Source organism: Bacillus solitudinis, from assembly GCF_002797395.1.
Lineage (GTDB): Bacteria > Bacillota > Bacilli > Bacillales > Bacillaceae_D > Halalkalibacter_A > Halalkalibacter_A solitudinis.
Genome location: NZ_KZ454943.1, coordinates 1,924,149 through 1,942,196, shown reverse-complemented (window position 1 = coordinate 1,942,196; position 18,048 = coordinate 1,924,149). Strand labels below are relative to the sequence as shown.

Annotated in this window: 17 protein-coding genes and 1 riboswitch; of the genes, 13 read left to right on the top strand and 4 right to left on the bottom strand. The window is 38.1% G+C overall.

The window, feature by feature from the left end:
• Window positions 1–10: 10 nt before the first annotated feature.
• A complete protein-coding gene (locus CEF19_RS09180) occupies window positions 11–1,276 on the bottom strand; it encodes a hypothetical protein (RefSeq protein WP_100405819.1) in 1,266 nt (421 codons plus the stop codon).
• A gap of 32 nt (window positions 1,277–1,308) precedes the next feature.
• Window positions 1,309–2,109 (bottom strand): sensor histidine kinase, encoded by an 801-nt coding sequence (locus CEF19_RS09175; RefSeq protein ID WP_100405818.1) that lies wholly within the window; start codon window positions 2,107–2,109, stop codon window positions 1,309–1,311.
• A gap of 243 nt (window positions 2,110–2,352) precedes the next feature.
• Between CEF19_RS09175 and CEF19_RS09170 the strand changes: the two genes are divergently transcribed.
• The 10 genes from CEF19_RS09170 to CEF19_RS09125 all read left to right on the top strand — a co-directional run bounded on the left by CEF19_RS09170 (window position 2,353) and on the right by CEF19_RS09125 (window position 14,021).
• Window positions 2,353–3,324, top strand: coding sequence for a Gfo/Idh/MocA family protein (locus CEF19_RS09170; protein ID WP_100405817.1), 972 nt, complete (start codon window positions 2,353–2,355; stop codon window positions 3,322–3,324).
• Window positions 3,325–3,591: 267 nt separating this feature from the next.
• On the top strand, window positions 3,592–4,287 hold the full coding sequence (locus tag CEF19_RS09165; RefSeq protein WP_100405816.1) for a Na-translocating system protein MpsC family protein: 696 nt from the start codon (window positions 3,592–3,594) through the stop codon (window positions 4,285–4,287).
• 138 nt (window positions 4,288–4,425) lie between these two features.
• Window positions 4,426–4,537, top strand: a riboswitch (TPP riboswitch).
• A gap of 98 nt (window positions 4,538–4,635) precedes the next feature.
• Window positions 4,636–5,406 (top strand): ABC transporter permease, encoded by a 771-nt coding sequence (locus CEF19_RS09160; RefSeq protein WP_100405815.1) that lies wholly within the window; start codon window positions 4,636–4,638, stop codon window positions 5,404–5,406.
• A gap of 89 nt (window positions 5,407–5,495) precedes the next feature.
• The gene (locus CEF19_RS09155; RefSeq protein ID WP_100405814.1) at window positions 5,496–6,536 is read left to right on the top strand and encodes an ABC transporter substrate-binding protein; all 1,041 of its coding nucleotides are present in this window, start codon (window positions 5,496–5,498) and stop codon (window positions 6,534–6,536) included.
• 21 nt (window positions 6,537–6,557) lie between these two features.
• A complete protein-coding gene (locus CEF19_RS09150; protein ID WP_100405813.1) occupies window positions 6,558–7,298 on the top strand; it encodes an ABC transporter ATP-binding protein in 741 nt (246 codons plus the stop codon).
• Between the two features lie 34 nt (window positions 7,299–7,332).
• A complete protein-coding gene (tenA, locus tag CEF19_RS09145) occupies window positions 7,333–8,004 on the top strand; it encodes a thiaminase II (RefSeq protein ID WP_100405812.1) in 672 nt (223 codons plus the stop codon).
• A gap of 231 nt (window positions 8,005–8,235) precedes the next feature.
• On the top strand, window positions 8,236–9,699 hold the full coding sequence (locus CEF19_RS09140; protein ID WP_100405811.1) for a methyl-accepting chemotaxis protein: 1,464 nt from the start codon (window positions 8,236–8,238) through the stop codon (window positions 9,697–9,699).
• Between the two features lie 432 nt (window positions 9,700–10,131).
• Window positions 10,132–11,211: an ABC transporter substrate-binding protein gene (locus CEF19_RS09135; RefSeq protein WP_227521959.1), complete on the top strand. Its 1,080-nt coding sequence runs from the start codon at window positions 10,132–10,134 to the stop codon at window positions 11,209–11,211.
• Between the two features lie 18 nt (window positions 11,212–11,229).
• Window positions 11,230–12,963 (top strand): ABC transporter permease, encoded by a 1,734-nt coding sequence (locus tag CEF19_RS09130; protein WP_100405810.1) that lies wholly within the window; start codon window positions 11,230–11,232, stop codon window positions 12,961–12,963.
• Window positions 12,960–14,021, top strand: a complete 1,062-nt coding sequence (locus CEF19_RS09125) for an ABC transporter ATP-binding protein (RefSeq protein WP_100405809.1) — start codon at window positions 12,960–12,962, stop codon at window positions 14,019–14,021. Before CEF19_RS09130 ends, CEF19_RS09125 begins: the two co-directional genes overlap by 4 nt.
• 199 nt (window positions 14,022–14,220) lie before the next feature.
• On the opposite strand, the gene CEF19_RS09120 is transcribed toward CEF19_RS09125, so the two are convergent.
• Entirely contained in the window at window positions 14,221–14,778 is a 558-nt protein-coding gene (locus CEF19_RS09120; RefSeq protein WP_100405808.1) for a YpiB family protein, read from the bottom strand.
• Between the two features lie 192 nt (window positions 14,779–14,970).
• Window positions 14,971–15,267 (bottom strand): DUF3817 domain-containing protein, encoded by a 297-nt coding sequence (locus CEF19_RS09115; RefSeq protein ID WP_100405807.1) that lies wholly within the window; start codon window positions 15,265–15,267, stop codon window positions 14,971–14,973.
• Window positions 15,268–15,580: 313 nt separating this feature from the next.
• Between CEF19_RS09115 and CEF19_RS09110 the strand changes: the two genes are divergently transcribed.
• From CEF19_RS09110 to CEF19_RS09100, 3 genes are all read left to right on the top strand, one after another.
• Window positions 15,581–16,783: a class I SAM-dependent rRNA methyltransferase gene (locus CEF19_RS09110; protein WP_100405806.1), complete on the top strand. Its 1,203-nt coding sequence runs from the start codon at window positions 15,581–15,583 to the stop codon at window positions 16,781–16,783.
• A gap of 582 nt (window positions 16,784–17,365) precedes the next feature.
• Complete coding sequence (locus CEF19_RS09105) at window positions 17,366–17,695, top strand: DMT family transporter (protein ID WP_100408262.1); 330 nt, start codon at window positions 17,366–17,368, stop codon at window positions 17,693–17,695.
• On the top strand, window positions 17,695–18,009 hold the full coding sequence (locus tag CEF19_RS09100; protein WP_100405805.1) for a DMT family transporter: 315 nt from the start codon (window positions 17,695–17,697) through the stop codon (window positions 18,007–18,009). Before CEF19_RS09105 ends, CEF19_RS09100 begins: the two co-directional genes overlap by 1 nt.
• Window positions 18,010–18,048 lie beyond the last annotated feature (39 nt).

Below are 18,048 nucleotides of genomic sequence, written 5' to 3'. Positions count from 1 at the left end.
AAAATCACCTCTATGTTAATGAACAGGAGATTAATAGCTTTACAGGTTTTAATTGAATATCAACAACGGCATTATTATTTCTAAATTGAAGAAGGGCATCAAATAGTTTTGAATGGGTATTGTGCCTCTCATCTAGTTTAAGGGAACTTGAAATATCAAAGATTATTTTATAGTCAGTAACTTGCACATGAAAGCAAATATGTTTGTCAACAGTATCAGGTGCTTGAGAAAGAGTGAAGATTAAATCATCAAAGATGGTGCTTAGATATCGTATTTGTTGTAATGTTGAAGGTGTCTTATTTGTTATTTCGGCTGTTACATCAATGGTTATCCCCATAAGACTTGCAAGTTTACGCTTATTAATTATGAACGCATAAAGTAAATCATCAAGTATAGTTACGTTTGCATGTAAGTTGGAAGTCCCCGGAAAACTGGGTTTACTGCGACTTAATGTATGTAAATCAATATACTCTTTAATCAAAGGATAGGATCCTCGCTCATAAAGTTTGTTAATTGCAAGAAAATGCCGCGTATAATCTGCGTTTAGCTTTTCTACAATTGCAGCAGTTTGTTGCTCTTGATCAAGATAAAACTTCTTTGCCTCTATTAAGCGTTTCTGTTGAAATTGTGTGTGCAAAATAAGATAGATGCTAAGTATGACAAAGAGAGTAACGATACAGGCTAAGACAAAACTTGGCTTTGAATCCAATCCCTGAGAGAATAGTGCAATCATTGCCAAACAGATAAAAACGAAGATTAACAGTGAATTTACTATAATAATCATTTTGATTTTCTTATTAGATTGTTTTGTTTTAATATAATGACGAAGCTCTAACAAGTTGTAATCGTACTTGGCAATGACATAACAGAGGACAAAAATAGAAGCCGCTGTAATAAGTTGGGCAATTGTCGCTGGGATTGAAAAAAACAAATCAAAATAGCTATAAGCTGATAATGTTGTAACAGTTTCTATATATAAAAGCTGAGTTAGGGAATAAAAACCATATCCAATACTCGTAAAAACGAGTGATTCAAGATAATTAAACTTAAAAAGCAAATAAATAAAGAAAAAGAGTAATAGGATTTGAATAAAGATTATCAGCGATATAGGTAACCCTGTTAACCGAAATAATATCGACAATATACTCATAGTTACAGCTATGAGCAGAATTATTTTTAGGTAGCGCCGATATAAGTAGCCGAGCAAAACAATTGGAAAGGATAAAAGAGCAACCCATTCAATTGTTGATAATAGAAACATTGATAAGTGGTTCATATCCAGTAACTCCTTACTCCGATTGCAATTGATTATCTTTTGTATGAGGAATGCTGACTTTGAGGGAGTTTCAATTTGACTTGAACTCCTTTACTTGGATGATTTTGAATATCCATCGTCCCATTTAACGTTTCAACAATCGTTTTGCATATAGGGAGTCCGAGCCCCGTTCCTTCATCTTTTGTTGTATAAAAAGGGTAGAAAATCTGTTCAAGCTGTTCGTGGGAAAGGCCGGGTCCACTATCAACAATTGTTATAATGATATTTTTACTTTCCTTTGTTACCCGAATATCAATTGACCCATTTTCTTTAATTGCTTCTACAGCATTTTTTACGAGATTAATTAATAGACGCTCAAATCTACCGGAGTTACCAGTTATGTAAATATCATCCAATAAATCGGTGCGAAATGCAACTGAATTATTTACCGTTTGCATGGAATAAATGGTAACGATCTTGTCAATGCAATGTTTAACATCAATGATAGATAGATTATCTTGATTTAGATGGGATTTTGAGAGACTTAGAAGTTCTTGTATTAAAGATTCCATTCTTATTGATTCTTCTCGAATTATTGAGGTATAGTGAGCCATATTAGGGTTTGACTTAATAGATGGATCTTGCTCCATAAATTGAGTAAACCCAATAATTGATGTTAAGGGATTACGAATTTCATGGGCGAAAAATGCAGCCATTCTTCCTATAACTGCATGATAATCTTCAGATTGCTCTGTATCAGTGTGATCTTCTGAAATCTTTTCTTCAGGCTTTTGTATTTTATTATTCTTTGGTTTTTTAGTTTGAAACCATTTTTTAATGGATGAGATATTCATTGAAGTGTTACACTCCTATTGGAATGAAGTAATGTTTCTGTGCCATAGAGAAGACTTGTGGAGTTAATGTCTACTCTTAAATAACTTAATTCTACAAAACCTGGCAGATTCCTTCTAAAAAATAAAAAAATCCAATTTTTTGTAAATATATATAGGTTTTAGTCGATCGTGAAATTAAGACATAAAGAATATCTGTCATTTAGTAATAATTTAGCCTAAAATATAGGGAAAGGAGTGAAGGCAATGGCACTGGAAATTGGCATTATTGGAACCGGAGGGTTTAGTCAACTTCATGCAGGAATTCTTTCGGAGATGGATGGAGTCCGAATGTCAGCTTTTTGTGGAACGAGTAAAGAAAAGGCTGGGAGAATGGCGGCTGAGTTCCACGGAGCAAAGGCTTATGATCAGATAACAGACATGCTCGATGGAATAAAGTTAGATGCGGTCTATATTTGTGTTCCGCCCATGGCTCACGGGGAAATTGAAGCCCAGTTAATTGAGAGAGGGATTCCGTTTTTTGTCGAGAAACCAATTGGGTTAAACCTTGATTTACCGAGTCAGATTTTTGAAAAATTGAAAAAAACCCAAGTCATGACCGCTGTAGGCTATCACTTTCGTTATAAGGATTCAATTCAACATCTAAAAAAGTTACTTGCAAATCAAAATATTGGAATGATCCTAGGACAGTGGATGGGTGCAATGCCGATGGTTCCTTGGTGGAGAAATCAACAAGGTTCTGGTGGACAATTTAATGAGCAAACGACCCACATTGTCGATTTACTTCGGTTTCTTGGTGGTGAAATTGACACAGTGTATGCAACATTTGGCCAGCAGATTATGCAAAAAAAGGTAGAGGATACAACGGTAGCGGATATTGGAACCGTTACCCTGGGCTTAAAGAGTGGTGTAATTGCAAATCTTTCAAATACATGTATACTTCCCAATGGTGTGTCAAGAATTGGTTTATCGGTTTACACGGATGCAGGAATAATGGATTGGGAACCGAACGGCATAAAAGTGAATCGTGATGGAAATCAGACTGATATTGATGATATATCAAACCCTTATGAAATTGAAAACGAAGCCTTTATTCATGCTATTCGAACAGGGGATACGTCCCGGATTTTATCAAATTATCAAGATGCGTTAATGACACAGAGGGTAACGACTGCTGCAATAGAATCTGCGCAAAAAGGTATATTAATAAAGTGCTAAAAAACAGAAGACATTCAGTTTGTTTCAGCTGAATGATTGTGGTATAATAAAGATGATTAATGTCTAGCTGTCATTAATAGTGTATTTTGTAGGTGATTTGTTACAATTAAATCTATCATGTATATGGTAAATGGAAGAACGATATTATAGAAGTCTATCCATGGCCTAACTTCAATTTGAGGTTAGGCCTTTTTGTTGTCTAGTGTATTTCGTGATACCTGAGCGGTTTAATCCGACTCTTCTGCTTAATTGGGGGATTTGTTAGTAATGGAAATGAATAAGACGCGACAAGAAAATTTAACGTATTTGAGCAGTTATTTAAGTAAAATTATAAAAAGAAACTTTGGTAAAGGTCCGGAAACCTGTTTTACGTTTCTACAAGGGCATTATTTACTAGTTCATATTCGCCATTTTATGACACCAGCTGAGGAAGTACTCATGGAAAACAATGAACTAAGGCTAGCAAAGACCTTTCGTTCAACGATTTTGCACGCGGTGATTAATGAATTCAAAATTGAAATAGAAAAATTATTGAACAAAAACTTTGAACCATGTATTTCAGATTGGAATTATTATTCGAATACAGGTTTATTAATGTTTGTAGAAAATTCAATAGAAGTTGAACAAAATGTTGAATATAGAATGAAAGAGAGATTGGCACAATTAATAGGACAGTTATGTACCAATTTCCATAAAGTTCCGGAAAGAATTGAGTGCTTTAATGTTCATAATAGTATTTGCATCATTGAGTGTGAGGGAGTATTGACCGAAGTTGAACATATTTTACATGAAAATAATTGTCTTGATATTCTAACCGAACGAACGGAAAGGCTGAAATTACATTATTTAAAGTATAAAGACAGTTTTGAGAAAGTATTTTCCCGCTCAGTAGAGGATGTTTATATAATGTGGGATCATGTAAAAAACAAGAAATACATCGCTTTTTATTTAAAAGACATCTAAAATCACAAAGCTCAAATGAAGGGTAGAACTCTTTTGAGCTTTTTAGTATTCAAGATTACTTTGAGTCATCGGATTAAAAGACACTTGAAAATGGGTTTGCCGAGAGAATAAAGTATGATATGATTTTCTAGGAAAATTTTATATGTTACGGGGAGCTATGAGGTTGGCTGAGAGGATATCCTGATGAAGATATCGACCCTATAAACCTGAACTGGATAATGCCAGCGGAGGGATGACACGGAATACAGAAATGTAAGCCTACATGCTCCCAAGCATGTAGGCTTTTTTGATAGCACAAGGGTAGAAGGCGCCTATATAGCTTAGTTTCAATGTAGGGGAGAGGTATTCATGAAAAGGTTGCGAGTTTACTGTATGTCGGTATTACCAGCTTTGATAACTGTTGTAGCCTGTCTCATCATTTGGGAGCTGACGGTGTTAATATGGGACGTGGAAGATTGGATATTACCACCACCTAGCCTTATTTCGAGAGCCTTTTTTGAGACGATGCATTTCTTACCAGAGCATATCTGGATGACAACCATGGAGGCCATTCTCGGTTTTCTATTAGGTATTGCAGTTGCATTAGTTATCGCTTTTATATTGGACTTGGCACCTTTTTTAAGGAAGAGTGTGTATCCAATTCTACTATTCTCACAAACCATTCCTATTATTGCAATTGCTCCATTACTAATTATTTGGTTTGGATATGGTATGTTACCCAAAGTGCTAGTTGTTGCTTTAGTAACGTTTTTCCCGGTGGTTGTTAGTGTAGTCGAAGGATTGCAGTCGAGTGACCGTGATATGATTCGTCTCGTGCGTTCAATGGGTGGATCGCATTGGCAGGTGTTTCGTTCCGTTCGATTCCCACACGCTCTTTCTTACCTTTTCACAGGATTAAGAATTGGAGCGACTTACAGTGTGTTGGCCGCAGTCATCTCAGAATGGGTTGGAGCAAGTAAAGGATTAGGTATTTATTTAATTAAGGCGCAAAGTTCATTTGCCACTGATCGCGTGTTCGTTGTAATTGTAATGATTTCGATATTAAGCTGTATGTTATTTTTGCTCGTTCTTTTAGTTGGTCGATGGGTAATGCCATGGAAATACAAACAGCATAAATGAATATAGAGGACATTTTTTAATATCAAGCGAGTAATGATTGTCCTTTAGTCTGTTAAAATTTAATTTAGAAGGAATGGAGAGAAACCAAATTGAAAAAATGTAGTTTAGCTGTTTTATTTAGTATATTGGTCGGTCTTGCCGCATGCGGTCAAAATGGTGAGCCAGATGTAACGACAGATGTTGATGAGGATAAAGTAGAAGAAGCAGTGGAATCAGAAGCTAGTTCCGAGGATGAATTACTTGAGGTGACTGTGCTTTTAGATTGGATTATTAACACGAATCATACTGGCTTATATGTGGCTCAAGACCAAGGTTTTTTTGAAGAAGAGGGTTTAGACCTAACGATTATTGAATCAGCAACAGAGGGCGTGATGCAAGTCGTGGCCGCTGGTCAAGCTGATTTCGGTATTGCTTCACAAAACGAGTTAACGATGGCAAGAGCGCAGGACATTCCGGTGGTTTCTATTGCTGCTATTATCCAAGAGCATACATCGGGTTTTGCTTCACTTGCAGATAAGGGAATTACTTCACCGGAGGATTTTGCCGGAAAAACATATGGTGGATGGGGATCACCAATGGAAGAGGCGATTCTTAATTATGTACTAGAAGCAAGTGACGTTGGTACCACGGAAGTAGAAAATGTGACGGTGGGGTCTTCTGACTTTTTCGTAAATGCCAAACGAGAGATTGACTTTCAATGGATTTATTATGGTTGGACAGGTGTAGAATCAGAAGTTCGAGAAGAAGAAATTAACATGATTTACTTAACAGATATTGACCCGATTTTCGAATACTATGCACCAATTTTAATAAGCAGTGAATCTGTAATCAATGAACAACCTGAGCTTGTTGAAAAGTTTTTAAGAGCTGTAAGCAAGGGCTATGAATTTTCAATTGAGCATCCAGAGGAAGCTGCGGATATTTTAATTGCTGTTGCACCAGAAACAGATGCTGAATTAATAAAGGCGTCTCAGGAATGGTTAAGTACTCGCTATCAAGGGAATGCAACGCAATGGGGAATCCAAGAAGAGGATATTTGGACTACGTTCTCAGCTTGGATGTTAGAAACTGGATTAATTGAAAAAGAGGTTACAAGTGAAGAGGCTATGACAAATAAATTTTTGCCGTAATAGGCCTGTTAGGGAGTTGCCATGCAAGTAAACATTATTGATGTCTACCACTCATTTCAAAATGAAAAGATAATTAACGGACTTAATATTACTTTGCAAAATGGGGAATTTATTTCCGTAATTGGACCAAGTGGATGTGGGAAAAGTACACTATTTAATCTGATTGCTGGACTAGAGCTTCCTGATAAAGGACAGATTTTATTCGCAGGCAAAGACGTGAAAGGGCAACGGGGGCATAGCAGCTATATGATGCAGAAGGACTTATTATTTCCCTGGAAAACAGTGCTTGAAAATGTACTGTTAGGAGCAACGATTACAAGGCAGTCAAAAGAGGAAGCTGAGAAAGAGGCTACAGCTTTATTTCCGATGTTTGGTTTAAAAGGATATGAAAATTATTATCCAAGTGTGTTATCAGGTGGAATGAAGCAGCGTGCTGCACTACTACGCACTTTTTTGCATAAAAAAGACCTGCTCTTATTGGATGAACCATTTGGAGCTCTTGATGCATTAACGAGAGAAAAAATGCACGAATGGCTCTTACAAATATGGAGTCAAATGCAGAGGACAGTGCTGTTTATCACCCACAGCATTGATGAGGCAATCTTTTTATCGGATCGAATTTATGTACTAGCCCCTCGTCCAACCGAGCTTGTTCTTGAAATGAAGGTCTCCCTCCCTCGCCCACGAAGAAAAGCGATGTCTCTGACGCCTGAGTATGCTAGGTTGAAGCAGGAATTAATGAAAGCTCTCTATGAGCAGTAGAGTAGGTCAAATTACGAAAAAAGGATGATGAACAATGAAATTTTCTGAGCAGGTAAGAAAAAAGGTTGATTCAATTTGGGAGGCGAGTTTCCAGCATCCGTTCGTTAAAGGAGTTGCAGAAGGGACGTTGCCACTTGAGTGTTTTGCTTACTACGTACAACAGGATTCCTTTTATCTCTCGAAATTTGCTCAAGTCCAGGCAATAGGTGCAGCGAAGTCTGAAGACTTCCAAACAACAGCTCAAATGGCTTTCCATGCGAAGTCAACTTTTGATGCTGAGCACATGTTGCATGAAGGCTTTGCAAAGGATTTAGATTTAAAGAAAAATGAGCAAGGACACATGGTTGCGGGTGAACCTGCTCCAACAGCTGTGGCGTATACGAATCATCTATTCTCCGTCTCCTATAAAGGTTCATTAGGCGATGTTATTGCTGCAATTTTACCATGTTACTGGTTATACTGGGAAATTGGAGAGAAATACAAAGGATCCAAGCCCGGCCATCCTGTTTACCAAAAATGGATTGATACTTACGGAGATGAGTGGTTTGAGAAACTTGTTAAGGAACAAATCAACCGATTGGATGAGTTAGCGGAGAAAGCTTCTGACGCCCAAAGACAACGAATGGAAGAAATATTTGTAACGAGCAGTCGTTATGAATATATGTTTTGGGAGATGGCCTATACATTAGAAACTTGGCCCGTATAAAAGTAATACAATTATGAGTCTGAAACGTTCAGAAAGGACGTTTTAGACTCTTTTTTTGTAAATCAAGACAACTATTATTATGATGTTGGTTTTAGTCTGCTTTCTATAGTGTAAAGCTAATTTAGTTCAAAGAAAAAGGGATATTTGTAAAAATACCGAAAATTATGTTGAAATTTGGCGAAATAAGGAATAAGATTAACTCAACTTTTACACTAGGAGGATAATGCCAATATGGATATTGCACAAATTCGCTTGAAAGATTTACAAGAAAAAAATAAGGTGGTAGTTTCTGTTTTTTTAGTTTGCCTTTTATTGGGAGCTATACAATCACTAATAAAGGCAGGTATGCTACACACATTAATTTATACAAGTGAATTGGTGGTTATTTTACTAGCTTATGTGATTTTGAAAGCTGTAAAGCAAGATAAACTTTTTAGTTATCTTTTCATTTTTGTTGTTTTTGGCGTTTCCTTTGGAACAATTTACTTTATGGGTGGAACCTTTCTGACAATCTTTATTATTTTTCTATTGACCCTTTTTTCGGCAATTTACTATCAATGGGTTCTTTACTCAATAGGAGCTATTTTAGGTTTTCTAACATTAATTTATAACTATATTGCAATGGAACCAAAAGTAGAAGTTGTAGCTGAAGGTTTTCCAACGATTATATTAGTTTTTCTTTTAACCAACTTTGTGTTAATTGCAATCATTGCTCTAAATAAAAAGCAAACTGCACAAATCGAAAAGTTTTTTGCTAATTCAATAAGTAGTGCAAACGAAAAGGAAACAAATCGTGTTAAGTTGGAGAAAAGTGTAACAGAAATTGGAGAAAAAATTTCCTTTGTGAATCAACGTGTTCAGAATAATCTTCTTTCACAAGGTGAAATAAAGTTGGCAATTCAAGAGGTTTCGGCGACTAGTATAAACCAAAGTGAAAGAGTTACAGAAATTGTTGAAAGCTCAAATGAGACATTAGCAGGAATGCATCAACTGCATCAAGCCTCCAGGCAAGCTCAAGCTGAAGCACAGGAGTCTAAGGATTTATCTCTTGATGGATCAAAGCAAGCCACTATTTTATCGGAACAGATGAACAATCTGCAAAAGGTTATTGAAGTTCTCAATCTCACTTTTACGACATTAACTCAGAAAATTAATGAGACAAATGTCTTTGCAAAAACGATTCGAGATATTACAGAACAGACGAATTTATTAGCCTTGAATGCATCTATTGAGGCTGCAAGGGCTGGAGATGCGGGAAGAGGATTTTCTGTTGTAGCAGATGAAATTCGCAAGTTGGCTGATATCACTAGTGAAACGACAGAAAAAATTACGCGAAATTTACAGGAATTGAACAATGCCAATGGGTCTGCTATTACTAATATGCAAACAAGTACTATTGAAATTGATAAGAGTGTAACCACAGCGATTTCTGTTTCTGATTATTTTGATCGGTTAACTCATTCCCTTCAGAAAGTTTCAGACAAGTTTAATTTAGTAGACTCACTTGCTGGTAGGGTTGAAGGACAAACCAAAGTCATTGAAGAAGCAACCTCTGAATTAGCAGCGGTGATTGAGGAAGAAACAGCAACCTTACAACAAATGTCTGCCACAATTGAAACTCTAAATGACGACAATCAGCAAATAGCAAGCCAGATAAATGAAACGGCTGAACAAACAAAAAGATTACTCTCTTAGAAAATGGTTTTGACGTTCTACCTGCTTTTGAAGCTGCATATAAAGGGTGCCTAACTCTAGTGCTTAACGCGCAAGGGGGTAGGCGCCTTTTTTTTGTTTGAGTTTAATTTACCTGTTAATTTCATGTAAAGTTTTTACGCCAAATTAATACCAAGAACATAAACCAAAACTATAAAACCTTTTAAATAAAGCCCATTACCCATAAGCTCATCCCCATTTACAAAAAATAACAAAGGCGACTGTTCACATTATTTTTACAAAACTACTACTCTTTCTTTATAGTAGATTCATATTTCTCGCTTACTATTTTAAGAGAAGAGAAAAAACAGAGTGAGCTTTATATTTTTGATATGGTTTTGATTCTACATATTCGCAAGAATTTAAAAGTATTTTAAATAGAAATTGGTGCAAACGCCAAAGGAGGAAAAATTTATGAAACAACTATTTTTAATAGTTATAGCTTCTACAATGCTTATTTTGGGAGCGTGCGGAGGAAATGAAACAGGAGGACAAAGCCAACCGGATAAAGAAACGGACTCTGAGGCAGTCGCAGTAACTGTTGAAACTGAGAATAATGAAGATGAAGCAATCAAAATTTCAGGAAAAGTAAGCTTTTATACTTCACAACCTGACAGTGATGCGGCCGAACTAGTCAACGGTTTCAATGAGATTTATCCTGATGTCGAAGTTGACGTCTTCCGTTCAGGAACAGAAGAAGTTATCAGTAAAATTATGGCGGAAAAGAAAGCAGGTGATATTCAAGCAGATGTCCTACTCGTTGCTGATGCCGTTACATTTGGCGCTTTAAAAGAACAGGAACTGCTGCTTGCCTACGAATCCCCAGAGCTTGCTCACATACCAAAAGAGTTTGTAGATGAAGACTATATGTATACGGGAACAAAGGTAATGGCAACGGTCTTAGCAGTTAACACGAATGATTTGACAGAATTACCTACGTCTTGGAGCGTTGTAACAGAGAATGTGGCAGATGGAAAAGTCGTTATGCCTAGCCCGCTTTATTCAGGCGCAGCAGCGTATAATGTGGGTGTGCTTACAAAAACAGACGGATTTGGCTGGGAATTCTTTGAAAAACTTCGTGATAATAATGTCACTGTCGTTCAAGGAAATGGCGGAGTGTTGCAAGCTGTAGCCGGTGGCGAAAAAACCTATGGCATAGTCGTCGACTTTATTGTTGCCCGGGCAAAAGCAGAAGGGTCGCCAGTTGAAGTAATTTATCCGGAAGAAGGAGTACCTGTTATTACAGAGCCAATTGGTATCTTAAGTAATACCGACGATGAACTAGCATCAAAAGCATTTGTTGACTTCGTCTTATCGCAAGAAGGTCAAACAAAGGCAGCTGAGCTTGGCTATACCCCCATTCGAGAAGGAGTCACTGCTCCAGAGGGGTTAAAAGGCATTGCGGATATGAAGGTTGTCTCTCATGATGTGAATGAGCTTTTACAAACTCGCGAACAAGATAAGCAACAATTTATTTCTATCCTTGGAGAGTAATTGAGGTGGCACGTAATTATGGAAGAACAGGTACGAGGAAGATCGCTCTTTAGGTCTTCCTTTTTCTCTATATCAACAAAAAAAGGTCAGCGGTTCTGGCTGTTTGTTTCCCTTCTAATCCTATTTCTGTTTTTTTTATGGCCAATTATCCGACTCATTTCACTAAGCTTTTCTGTGGAAGAGGGACATCTATTTTCAAACTATACTACCATTCTTTTAGAGAAAAGAACGTGGGAGATTTTATCGAATACAGGAATTATCGTTACTGGATCAACGGCTATTGCTGTTCTTCTAGGAATATCATTGGCCTGGATCGTGGCGTACAGTAATATTCGCGCAAAAAAAGTATTACATGTTGCTGTCCTTCTGCCCTTCATCATACCGTCATACATAATTACCCTATCGTGGACACAGTTTTTGAGCAAAAATGGACTGGTCTCGACTCTCCTTGGTTTGCTACCGTGGGCACTAGAGCCAATTAATTTGTACAGCCATACCGGAATGATACTCGTTTTGGGAATCTCTCATTATCCGCTAGTGTTTCTATTAACGATGAGCGTCTTACGTCGTATTCCGCGCGAGCTTGAGTGGGCAGTAAGATCTTCTGGTGGAAACGGTTGGACGACGTTTTGGAAGGTGACATTCCCACTTGCATTACCGGGGATTTCTAGTGGAGGCTTGTTAGCATTTTTAGCGAATCTCGATAATTTTGGTATTCCGGCTTTTCTAGGAATTCCAGCTAATATTTCTGTATTGAGTACAACAATTTATCAAGAGATCGTTGGATTTGGCCCAAGTGCATTTGCTAGAGCGGCCACATTTTCGGTTCTTTTAGGGTTGGTGGCTTTAGTTGGAACGTTACTGCAATGGCTTATCTTACGAAAAACAAGAGAAGGAGAAAACAGTGAAATTGATACAAAGCCACGATTTTCTTTAGGGCATTATCGTCTTCCTGTAGAGATTTTGCTATGGTGCTTTCTTCTTTTTATTAGTATTGTTCCGATGTTTTCGATGTTTGGTTCATCCTTAATTCGTGCCTATGGCCTTCCCTTTGCGCTTGAAAATCTTACGTTAAACCATTATAAGTTTATTTTGCTGGAAAATGATAAGGTGCAGGGAGCGATTTTTAATAGCTTAAAGCTTGCCTTTGGAACCGGAGTCATTTGTTTGGTCATCGGAACAGCTATTGCTTATTACCGCTTACGAAAAAAAACGTTGTTCGGCCAAGGTGTGGAGCTGGCGGTAGGTCTACCTTACGCCTTGCCGGGAATGGTGCTGGCGCTTGCAATGATTCTAACCTGGATGCAACCAATCCCAGGCTGGAATCCTGGCATTTACGGGAGCATTTGGATTTTGTTTATTGCTTACGTGACCCGTTTTATGATTTTGCAGGTACGTGGAAGCATGACAGCAATGTCAACAATTGCCCCATCAATGGAAGAAGCAGCCCATGTATCAGGAGCCAGAATGGTTGCAAAGTGGCAGTCTATCATGTTACCACTATTAGTACCAGGCTTAGTAAGCGGTGCATTTTTGGTGATGCTGACCACTTTAACAGAGCTAACCGTATCAGCACTACTTTGGTCTAGTGGGTCGGAAACGATTGGGTTGATGATTTTCAATTTTGAACAGTCTGGTTATACGACCTATTCGACGGCATTTTCCAGTGTTGTTGTGTTCACGATGCTATTTTTAACGGCTATACTATTGGGGCTTCAGAAGATATATGAAAGAAAGGTGAAACAGGCATGAGTGCAGTCATATCCAACGTTACAAAAAAATTCGGGAAAACAACGGCGCTATCTTCGATTAATTTAACCGTGGACGACGGACAATTTGTTGCCATCCTCGGTCCTTCCGGGTGCGGAAAAACAACGATGCTCCGACTGTTAGCAGGATTTGAAGCGCCGACAGACGGGGAGATTAAAATCGATGGTGTTCAAGTTGCTCACCCTAACAAAACAGTACCACCTGAAAAACGAAACATTGGTATGGTTTTTCAATCGTTTGCACTCTGGCCTCATTTGAAAGTGAAGGAACAGATACGGTTTCCCTTACAACATCACCGCTACACACCTTATGAACTGAAGAAGAGAACGGAAGAGCGAGTCGGCGACATGCTTGATATGGTTGGGCTTGAGGGATATGGTGATAGGATGCCCAATGAATTATCTGGGGGGCAAAAGCAACGTGTCTCGATTGCACGTGCATTGGCACCGCAACCCGCGCTCTTGTTAATGGATGAACCACTAAGCAGCTTGGATGCGGGGCTACGAATGGAACTGCGCAGGGAAATTCAAACCATCCACCAGGCAATGAACACATCGATTGTATACGTGACTCATGATCAAGCGGAGGCTCTGGCCATGGCTGACAAAATTGTTGTAATGAAGGATGGAAGAATTGAACAAATCGGAACTCCAGAGACTATTTATACCAATCCGGAAACAGCCTTTGTCGCACAATTTGTTGGGAAGGCCAATATTATTGAAGGGAAATGGACCGGTACATGCTTCAAGCCATTTAATCATGAATCTGTTATTTGGACAGGAAACGATGTGTCTGTAGCGATAAAAAAACAGGGCTATTTTCCGGTACGACCTGAGCAATTTTATTTGCGTAAAACGGGTGAAGGACTTCCTGGAAAAGTGAGAAATGTTATGTTTCAGGGCAAGGAAATTCACTACTCCATTGAAGTAAAGGGAAATATGTTAAACGTTCATAGTGACTTTCACACCCGCTTCCAAGTCGGAGAAGATGTGGTTGTTGAAGTTCCATTCACGCCAGCATATGAGCAGGTCGGTGGATAACTTACAAAACAGAGTCAATGCTGATTTACTAAAAATTAGAATCTAGATTGCAGTGATATTCCATAAATCGTACAGAGGATGAATAAAAAAGCGGGGCATTCATATTTAAGAAGTAATTAAGTGCTTCAAGCAGAAAATGAGTACACAACTATAATGTATAAGGGTATCTCAACATGTTGAGATACCCTTATTTGTTTGATTAGACTTGTTGTTTCCTTTCGAAACGCTCTTGCTCTTGTCTAAGCTCTTTTAACTTCTCGACCAATTGCTTAAAAATTGTTTCATCTCGTTGGTCCAAGGCATCGTCAATTTGCTTTCGTAGGATACTCATCTCAATAATAATATCAGCTTCAGAGGAGTATTTCTGGAATTGTTTATATCGCTTAAACTTATCTTCAATTACCGTTTCTAAAAGCTGTGTATAGCGGTTGTTTCGCATATTACCAAAAAAGTTAAAGATAATATAAAACTGTGCCGAAGGATTAGCCATCATATCACCTAAAGCCTTTGAAACATCCTCGGACTTTCGTTGATTATAATAATACACGAACCCAGGTTCATCTGAATAAATACTCGATATAACAATTGTTTTTTCCTTTAATTGAATCTTCTCGGTAAAGGAAATATTCTCAAGTAAGCGATGGTGTTTTAATATATACTCTAACACCATTCGTGCCTCTTTTTGTTTCAGTCGATGCTGATCTAGAAACCATTTGATAAATTGACTCTTTTCTGTTGCAGATACCCACTTTTTCATAGTCCCCACCTTGAAAAATTCCTTTAAGTTTCTGTTGGAAAAGGAATTATTTTTCCTTTTTTACAGCTTAATAGTATTCTAACACGGACGTTTTTCAGAAAGAAAGGGAAACACTGTTGTTGATAGTAAGTTTTAGAAAGGGGATTATTTAATATGACTCTCCATTCAAACAAAACAATTCTTTGTTCGTACTTACACCTGTTTCTGTCTTAATAGCTTAGCATCAAAGAAAAAAGGGCCAAAAGGGACGACAGAAGCAATGAGTGCTAAAAAGCCTTTCGATAGCGTCCACCGTAACTTAAACATAGAAAACGCGACATAAGCGACATAAAGGACAAAGAGGAATCCATGAATTGCACCAACGACAGTGACCCACATTGGCATATCAAACATATACTTTAACGGCATAGCAAGTCCTAGAAGTAAAATAAAAGACATTCCTTCTAAGTAACCGATAACTCGAAACTGACTTAGTAAATTCACTTTCATACACTCCTTTTTGAAAACGATAAAGGTTATCGTATTTTATTCATTATAACAAGAAAACATGAGCTTCTATGTGGCGATTTTTTGAATTGTTGCTAATTATTAAATTGATTTGCGACTCACTCCTTCTTCGAATCAAGAACGATCGTATTAAGCGTGTGTCTGAAACGAACGTATTGTATAATTTATTTAACTTTAGTAAAAACAAATCCCAAAGACTTGCTCTTAATGTATAGCTATTTATACTAATTTGGTTAATAGGATAAGACGATTCCATCCTTAATTTAAGGAAATAAAAAAACGATAGGATGACATGATGACTAACGAGATTCGAATAACAGTTCAATCGTCATTTAGCAAAAAAATAAAAAATGGCTTTCCATTGCTAGAGAAGGATGCTCTGGTAAATGGGGATCAATTAAAAAAAGAAGGGACTCTTTTAAGACTAGAAGATAAGCAGCACTCATTTATCGGAAAAGGATATTACGGAAAACAAAATAAAGGCTTTGGCTGGGTATTAACTCAAAACGAGGATGACATTATTGATGCTGAGTTTTTTAAACAACGTATTCAAGCAGCACTCGAAAACCGGAACCGTCTATTTAAAGACAATAACACCACGGCCTTTCGGATTTTTAACGGTGAAGGTGATGGTATTGGTGGGTTGACGATTGACTATTATGATAGTTTCTATGTCCTTACCTGGTATAGTGAAGGCATCTTTGCATTCCGAGATTGGATTGTTGATGCGCTGTGCGCCCTTACTGACTATAAAGGAATTTATGAAAAGAAGCGTTTTGATAAAAAAGGAACGTATTTGGATGATGATGATGATTTTGTTAAAGGAGAGCGAGGAACCTTCCCTTTACTCGTCAAAGAAAATGGTATGACCTTTGCCATCTACTTAAATGATGGGCCAATGGTCGGTGTGTTTCTAGATCAACGTGATGTTCGCGCAAAGATTCGCCAGCAGTATTCACAAGGAAAAACCGTTCTTAATACGTTTTCGTATACGGGAGCTTTCTCCGTTGCGGCAGCACTTGGCGGCGCAAAAAAGACTACAAGTGTTGATTTAGCAAATCGAAGCTTGGCAAAAACAATTGAGCAATTTAGTGTAAATGAAATTGATTATGAGGCTCAGAATATCGTCGTGATGGATGTGTTTCGCTATTTTAATTATGCGCTTAAAAAGAATTTGAAATTTGACCTTGTCATCTTGGATCCGCCTAGTTTTGCCCGTTCGAAAAAGCATACATTTCGTGCAGAGAAGGATTACACAAACCTTTTAAAAGAAACGATTGCAATAACAGAGAATAACGGAGTCATCGTGGCTTCAACCAATTGTAGTACCTTTGGAATGAAAAAATTTAAGAGCTTTATTGAAGCTGCCTTTCGTGAAACGGGAAACCAATACGAGATTCTTGAAACGTACTCTCTACCCGAGGATTTCCGCACGACGAAAGAATTTACTGAAGGAAATTATTTAAAGGTTGTTTTTGTTAGAAAACGGGTCAAATAATTAATTTTAGAGGACCCATTGTAATAATGGAGCCAATTAAAAACTTCTAGCGTCCCGACCGAACATCGACCCGGTCTAAGAGAAGCCACCAGTGGAGATTGCGGTCAACACAGAGGGAAAAAGACCCGGGAGGTGTTCTGTTCATACAGAAACTCCGGGTTTTTTTACTAGAGAAGATAAGTATAAATTTTTGGGGTGCTATTCATGTCGATTTTAGAAGAGCAAGGGGGTGGGGTGTACCTAAAGTCAAAAACGACCTTTATGCCACCCGCCTTAAAACCGGGAAACGATGCCCCTCCTAGCGTTTTGAGAAAAAGCTGCTGCGGAGGCCATTGAAAAAAGGTGAAAACCAAGGCCGCTGAAAAACCCTTTGAAAGCATTTCGAGGAAGCAGTAATGGCTTCACTCGTTGCGCGCCTTGCTATGAGAAAATCACTCATAGCAAGGCTTTTAAAAACCGGGCAACGGCTCAGCGCATTACTAAGAGGTCACTGAAATAGGAAAAGCACCCTTTTTCAGTGACCTTCTGTTGCGCGGCTTTTTTTATTTTGGAAAGAGGGTGTTTTTATTGAAGGAATGGTGGATGGTTCTAGGTGCTGCTTGTTTTGAAATTAGTTGGGTTATCGGCTTAAAGCATGCTACGGGTTTCTTGGAATGGACAGGTACAATCGTCGCAATCGTTTTTAGCTTCGTCTTGCTTATTCGCTCAAGTGCTAACCTGCCAGTTGGTACGGTTTATGCTGTCTTTGTTGGAATTGGAACCTGTGGGACGGTCTTGGCCGATATGCTATTATTTGCAGAACCCTTTCGTTGGCCAGTGATTCTGTTAATTGGTCTGTTATTAATTGGCATAATTGGATTAAAAGTCGTCACGGGAACTACAAATCATCTTAAGAAGGAGGAGGGAGAATAGTGGATTGGTTTTGTCTGATATTTGCCGGTTTTTTGGAAATGTTTGGAGTGGCAATGATTAATCAGTGGCATCGAACGAAAAAACTGTCAGTAATATTGGTTCTAGCGGTCGCTTTTACAATGAGCTTCTTCTTCCTATCAATTGCAATGAAGTCGATTCCAATGGGGACTGCTTACGCTGTTTGGACTGGAATCGGTGCCACCGGAGGGGCTATCCTCGGTATGGCTATTTACGGGGAGTCTAAAGAACGCTTACGTATTTTCTTTATTTTACTCATACTAAGTGCCACCATCGGGTTAAAAGTCTTAACCTAACTGTTATCTTTTTTAAAGGGACGATGCTATGATAAAAAG

Bases quoted from the DNA above. Each gene is read 5' to 3' on its own strand.
- CEF19_RS09180 (WP_100405819.1), bottom strand. From the start codon at position 1,276: ATGAACCACTTATCAATGTTTCTATTATCAACAATTGAATGGGTTGCT.
- CEF19_RS09175 (WP_100405818.1), bottom strand. From the start codon at position 2,109: ATGAATATCTCATCCATTAAAAAATGGTTTCAAACTAAAAAACCAAAG.
- CEF19_RS09170 (WP_100405817.1), top strand. From the start codon at position 2,353: ATGGCACTGGAAATTGGCATTATTGGAACCGGAGGGTTTAGTCAACTT.
- CEF19_RS09165 (WP_100405816.1), top strand. From the start codon at position 3,592: ATGGAAATGAATAAGACGCGACAAGAAAATTTAACGTATTTGAGCAGT.
- CEF19_RS09160 (WP_100405815.1), top strand. From the start codon at position 4,636: ATGAAAAGGTTGCGAGTTTACTGTATGTCGGTATTACCAGCTTTGATA.
- CEF19_RS09150 (WP_100405813.1), top strand. From the start codon at position 6,558: ATGCAAGTAAACATTATTGATGTCTACCACTCATTTCAAAATGAAAAG.
- tenA (WP_100405812.1), top strand. From the start codon at position 7,333: ATGAAATTTTCTGAGCAGGTAAGAAAAAAGGTTGATTCAATTTGGGAG.
- CEF19_RS09140 (WP_100405811.1), top strand. From the start codon at position 8,236: ATGGATATTGCACAAATTCGCTTGAAAGATTTACAAGAAAAAAATAAG.
- CEF19_RS09135 (WP_227521959.1), top strand. From the start codon at position 10,132: ATGAAACAACTATTTTTAATAGTTATAGCTTCTACAATGCTTATTTTG.
- CEF19_RS09130 (WP_100405810.1), top strand. From the start codon at position 11,230: ATGGAAGAACAGGTACGAGGAAGATCGCTCTTTAGGTCTTCCTTTTTC.
- CEF19_RS09125 (WP_100405809.1), top strand. From the start codon at position 12,960: ATGAGTGCAGTCATATCCAACGTTACAAAAAAATTCGGGAAAACAACG.
- CEF19_RS09120 (WP_100405808.1), bottom strand. From the start codon at position 14,778: ATGAAAAAGTGGGTATCTGCAACAGAAAAGAGTCAATTTATCAAATGG.
- CEF19_RS09115 (WP_100405807.1), bottom strand. From the start codon at position 15,267: ATGAAAGTGAATTTACTAAGTCAGTTTCGAGTTATCGGTTACTTAGAA.
- CEF19_RS09110 (WP_100405806.1), top strand. From the start codon at position 15,581: ATGACTAACGAGATTCGAATAACAGTTCAATCGTCATTTAGCAAAAAA.
- CEF19_RS09105 (WP_100408262.1), top strand. From the start codon at position 17,366: ATGGTTCTAGGTGCTGCTTGTTTTGAAATTAGTTGGGTTATCGGCTTA.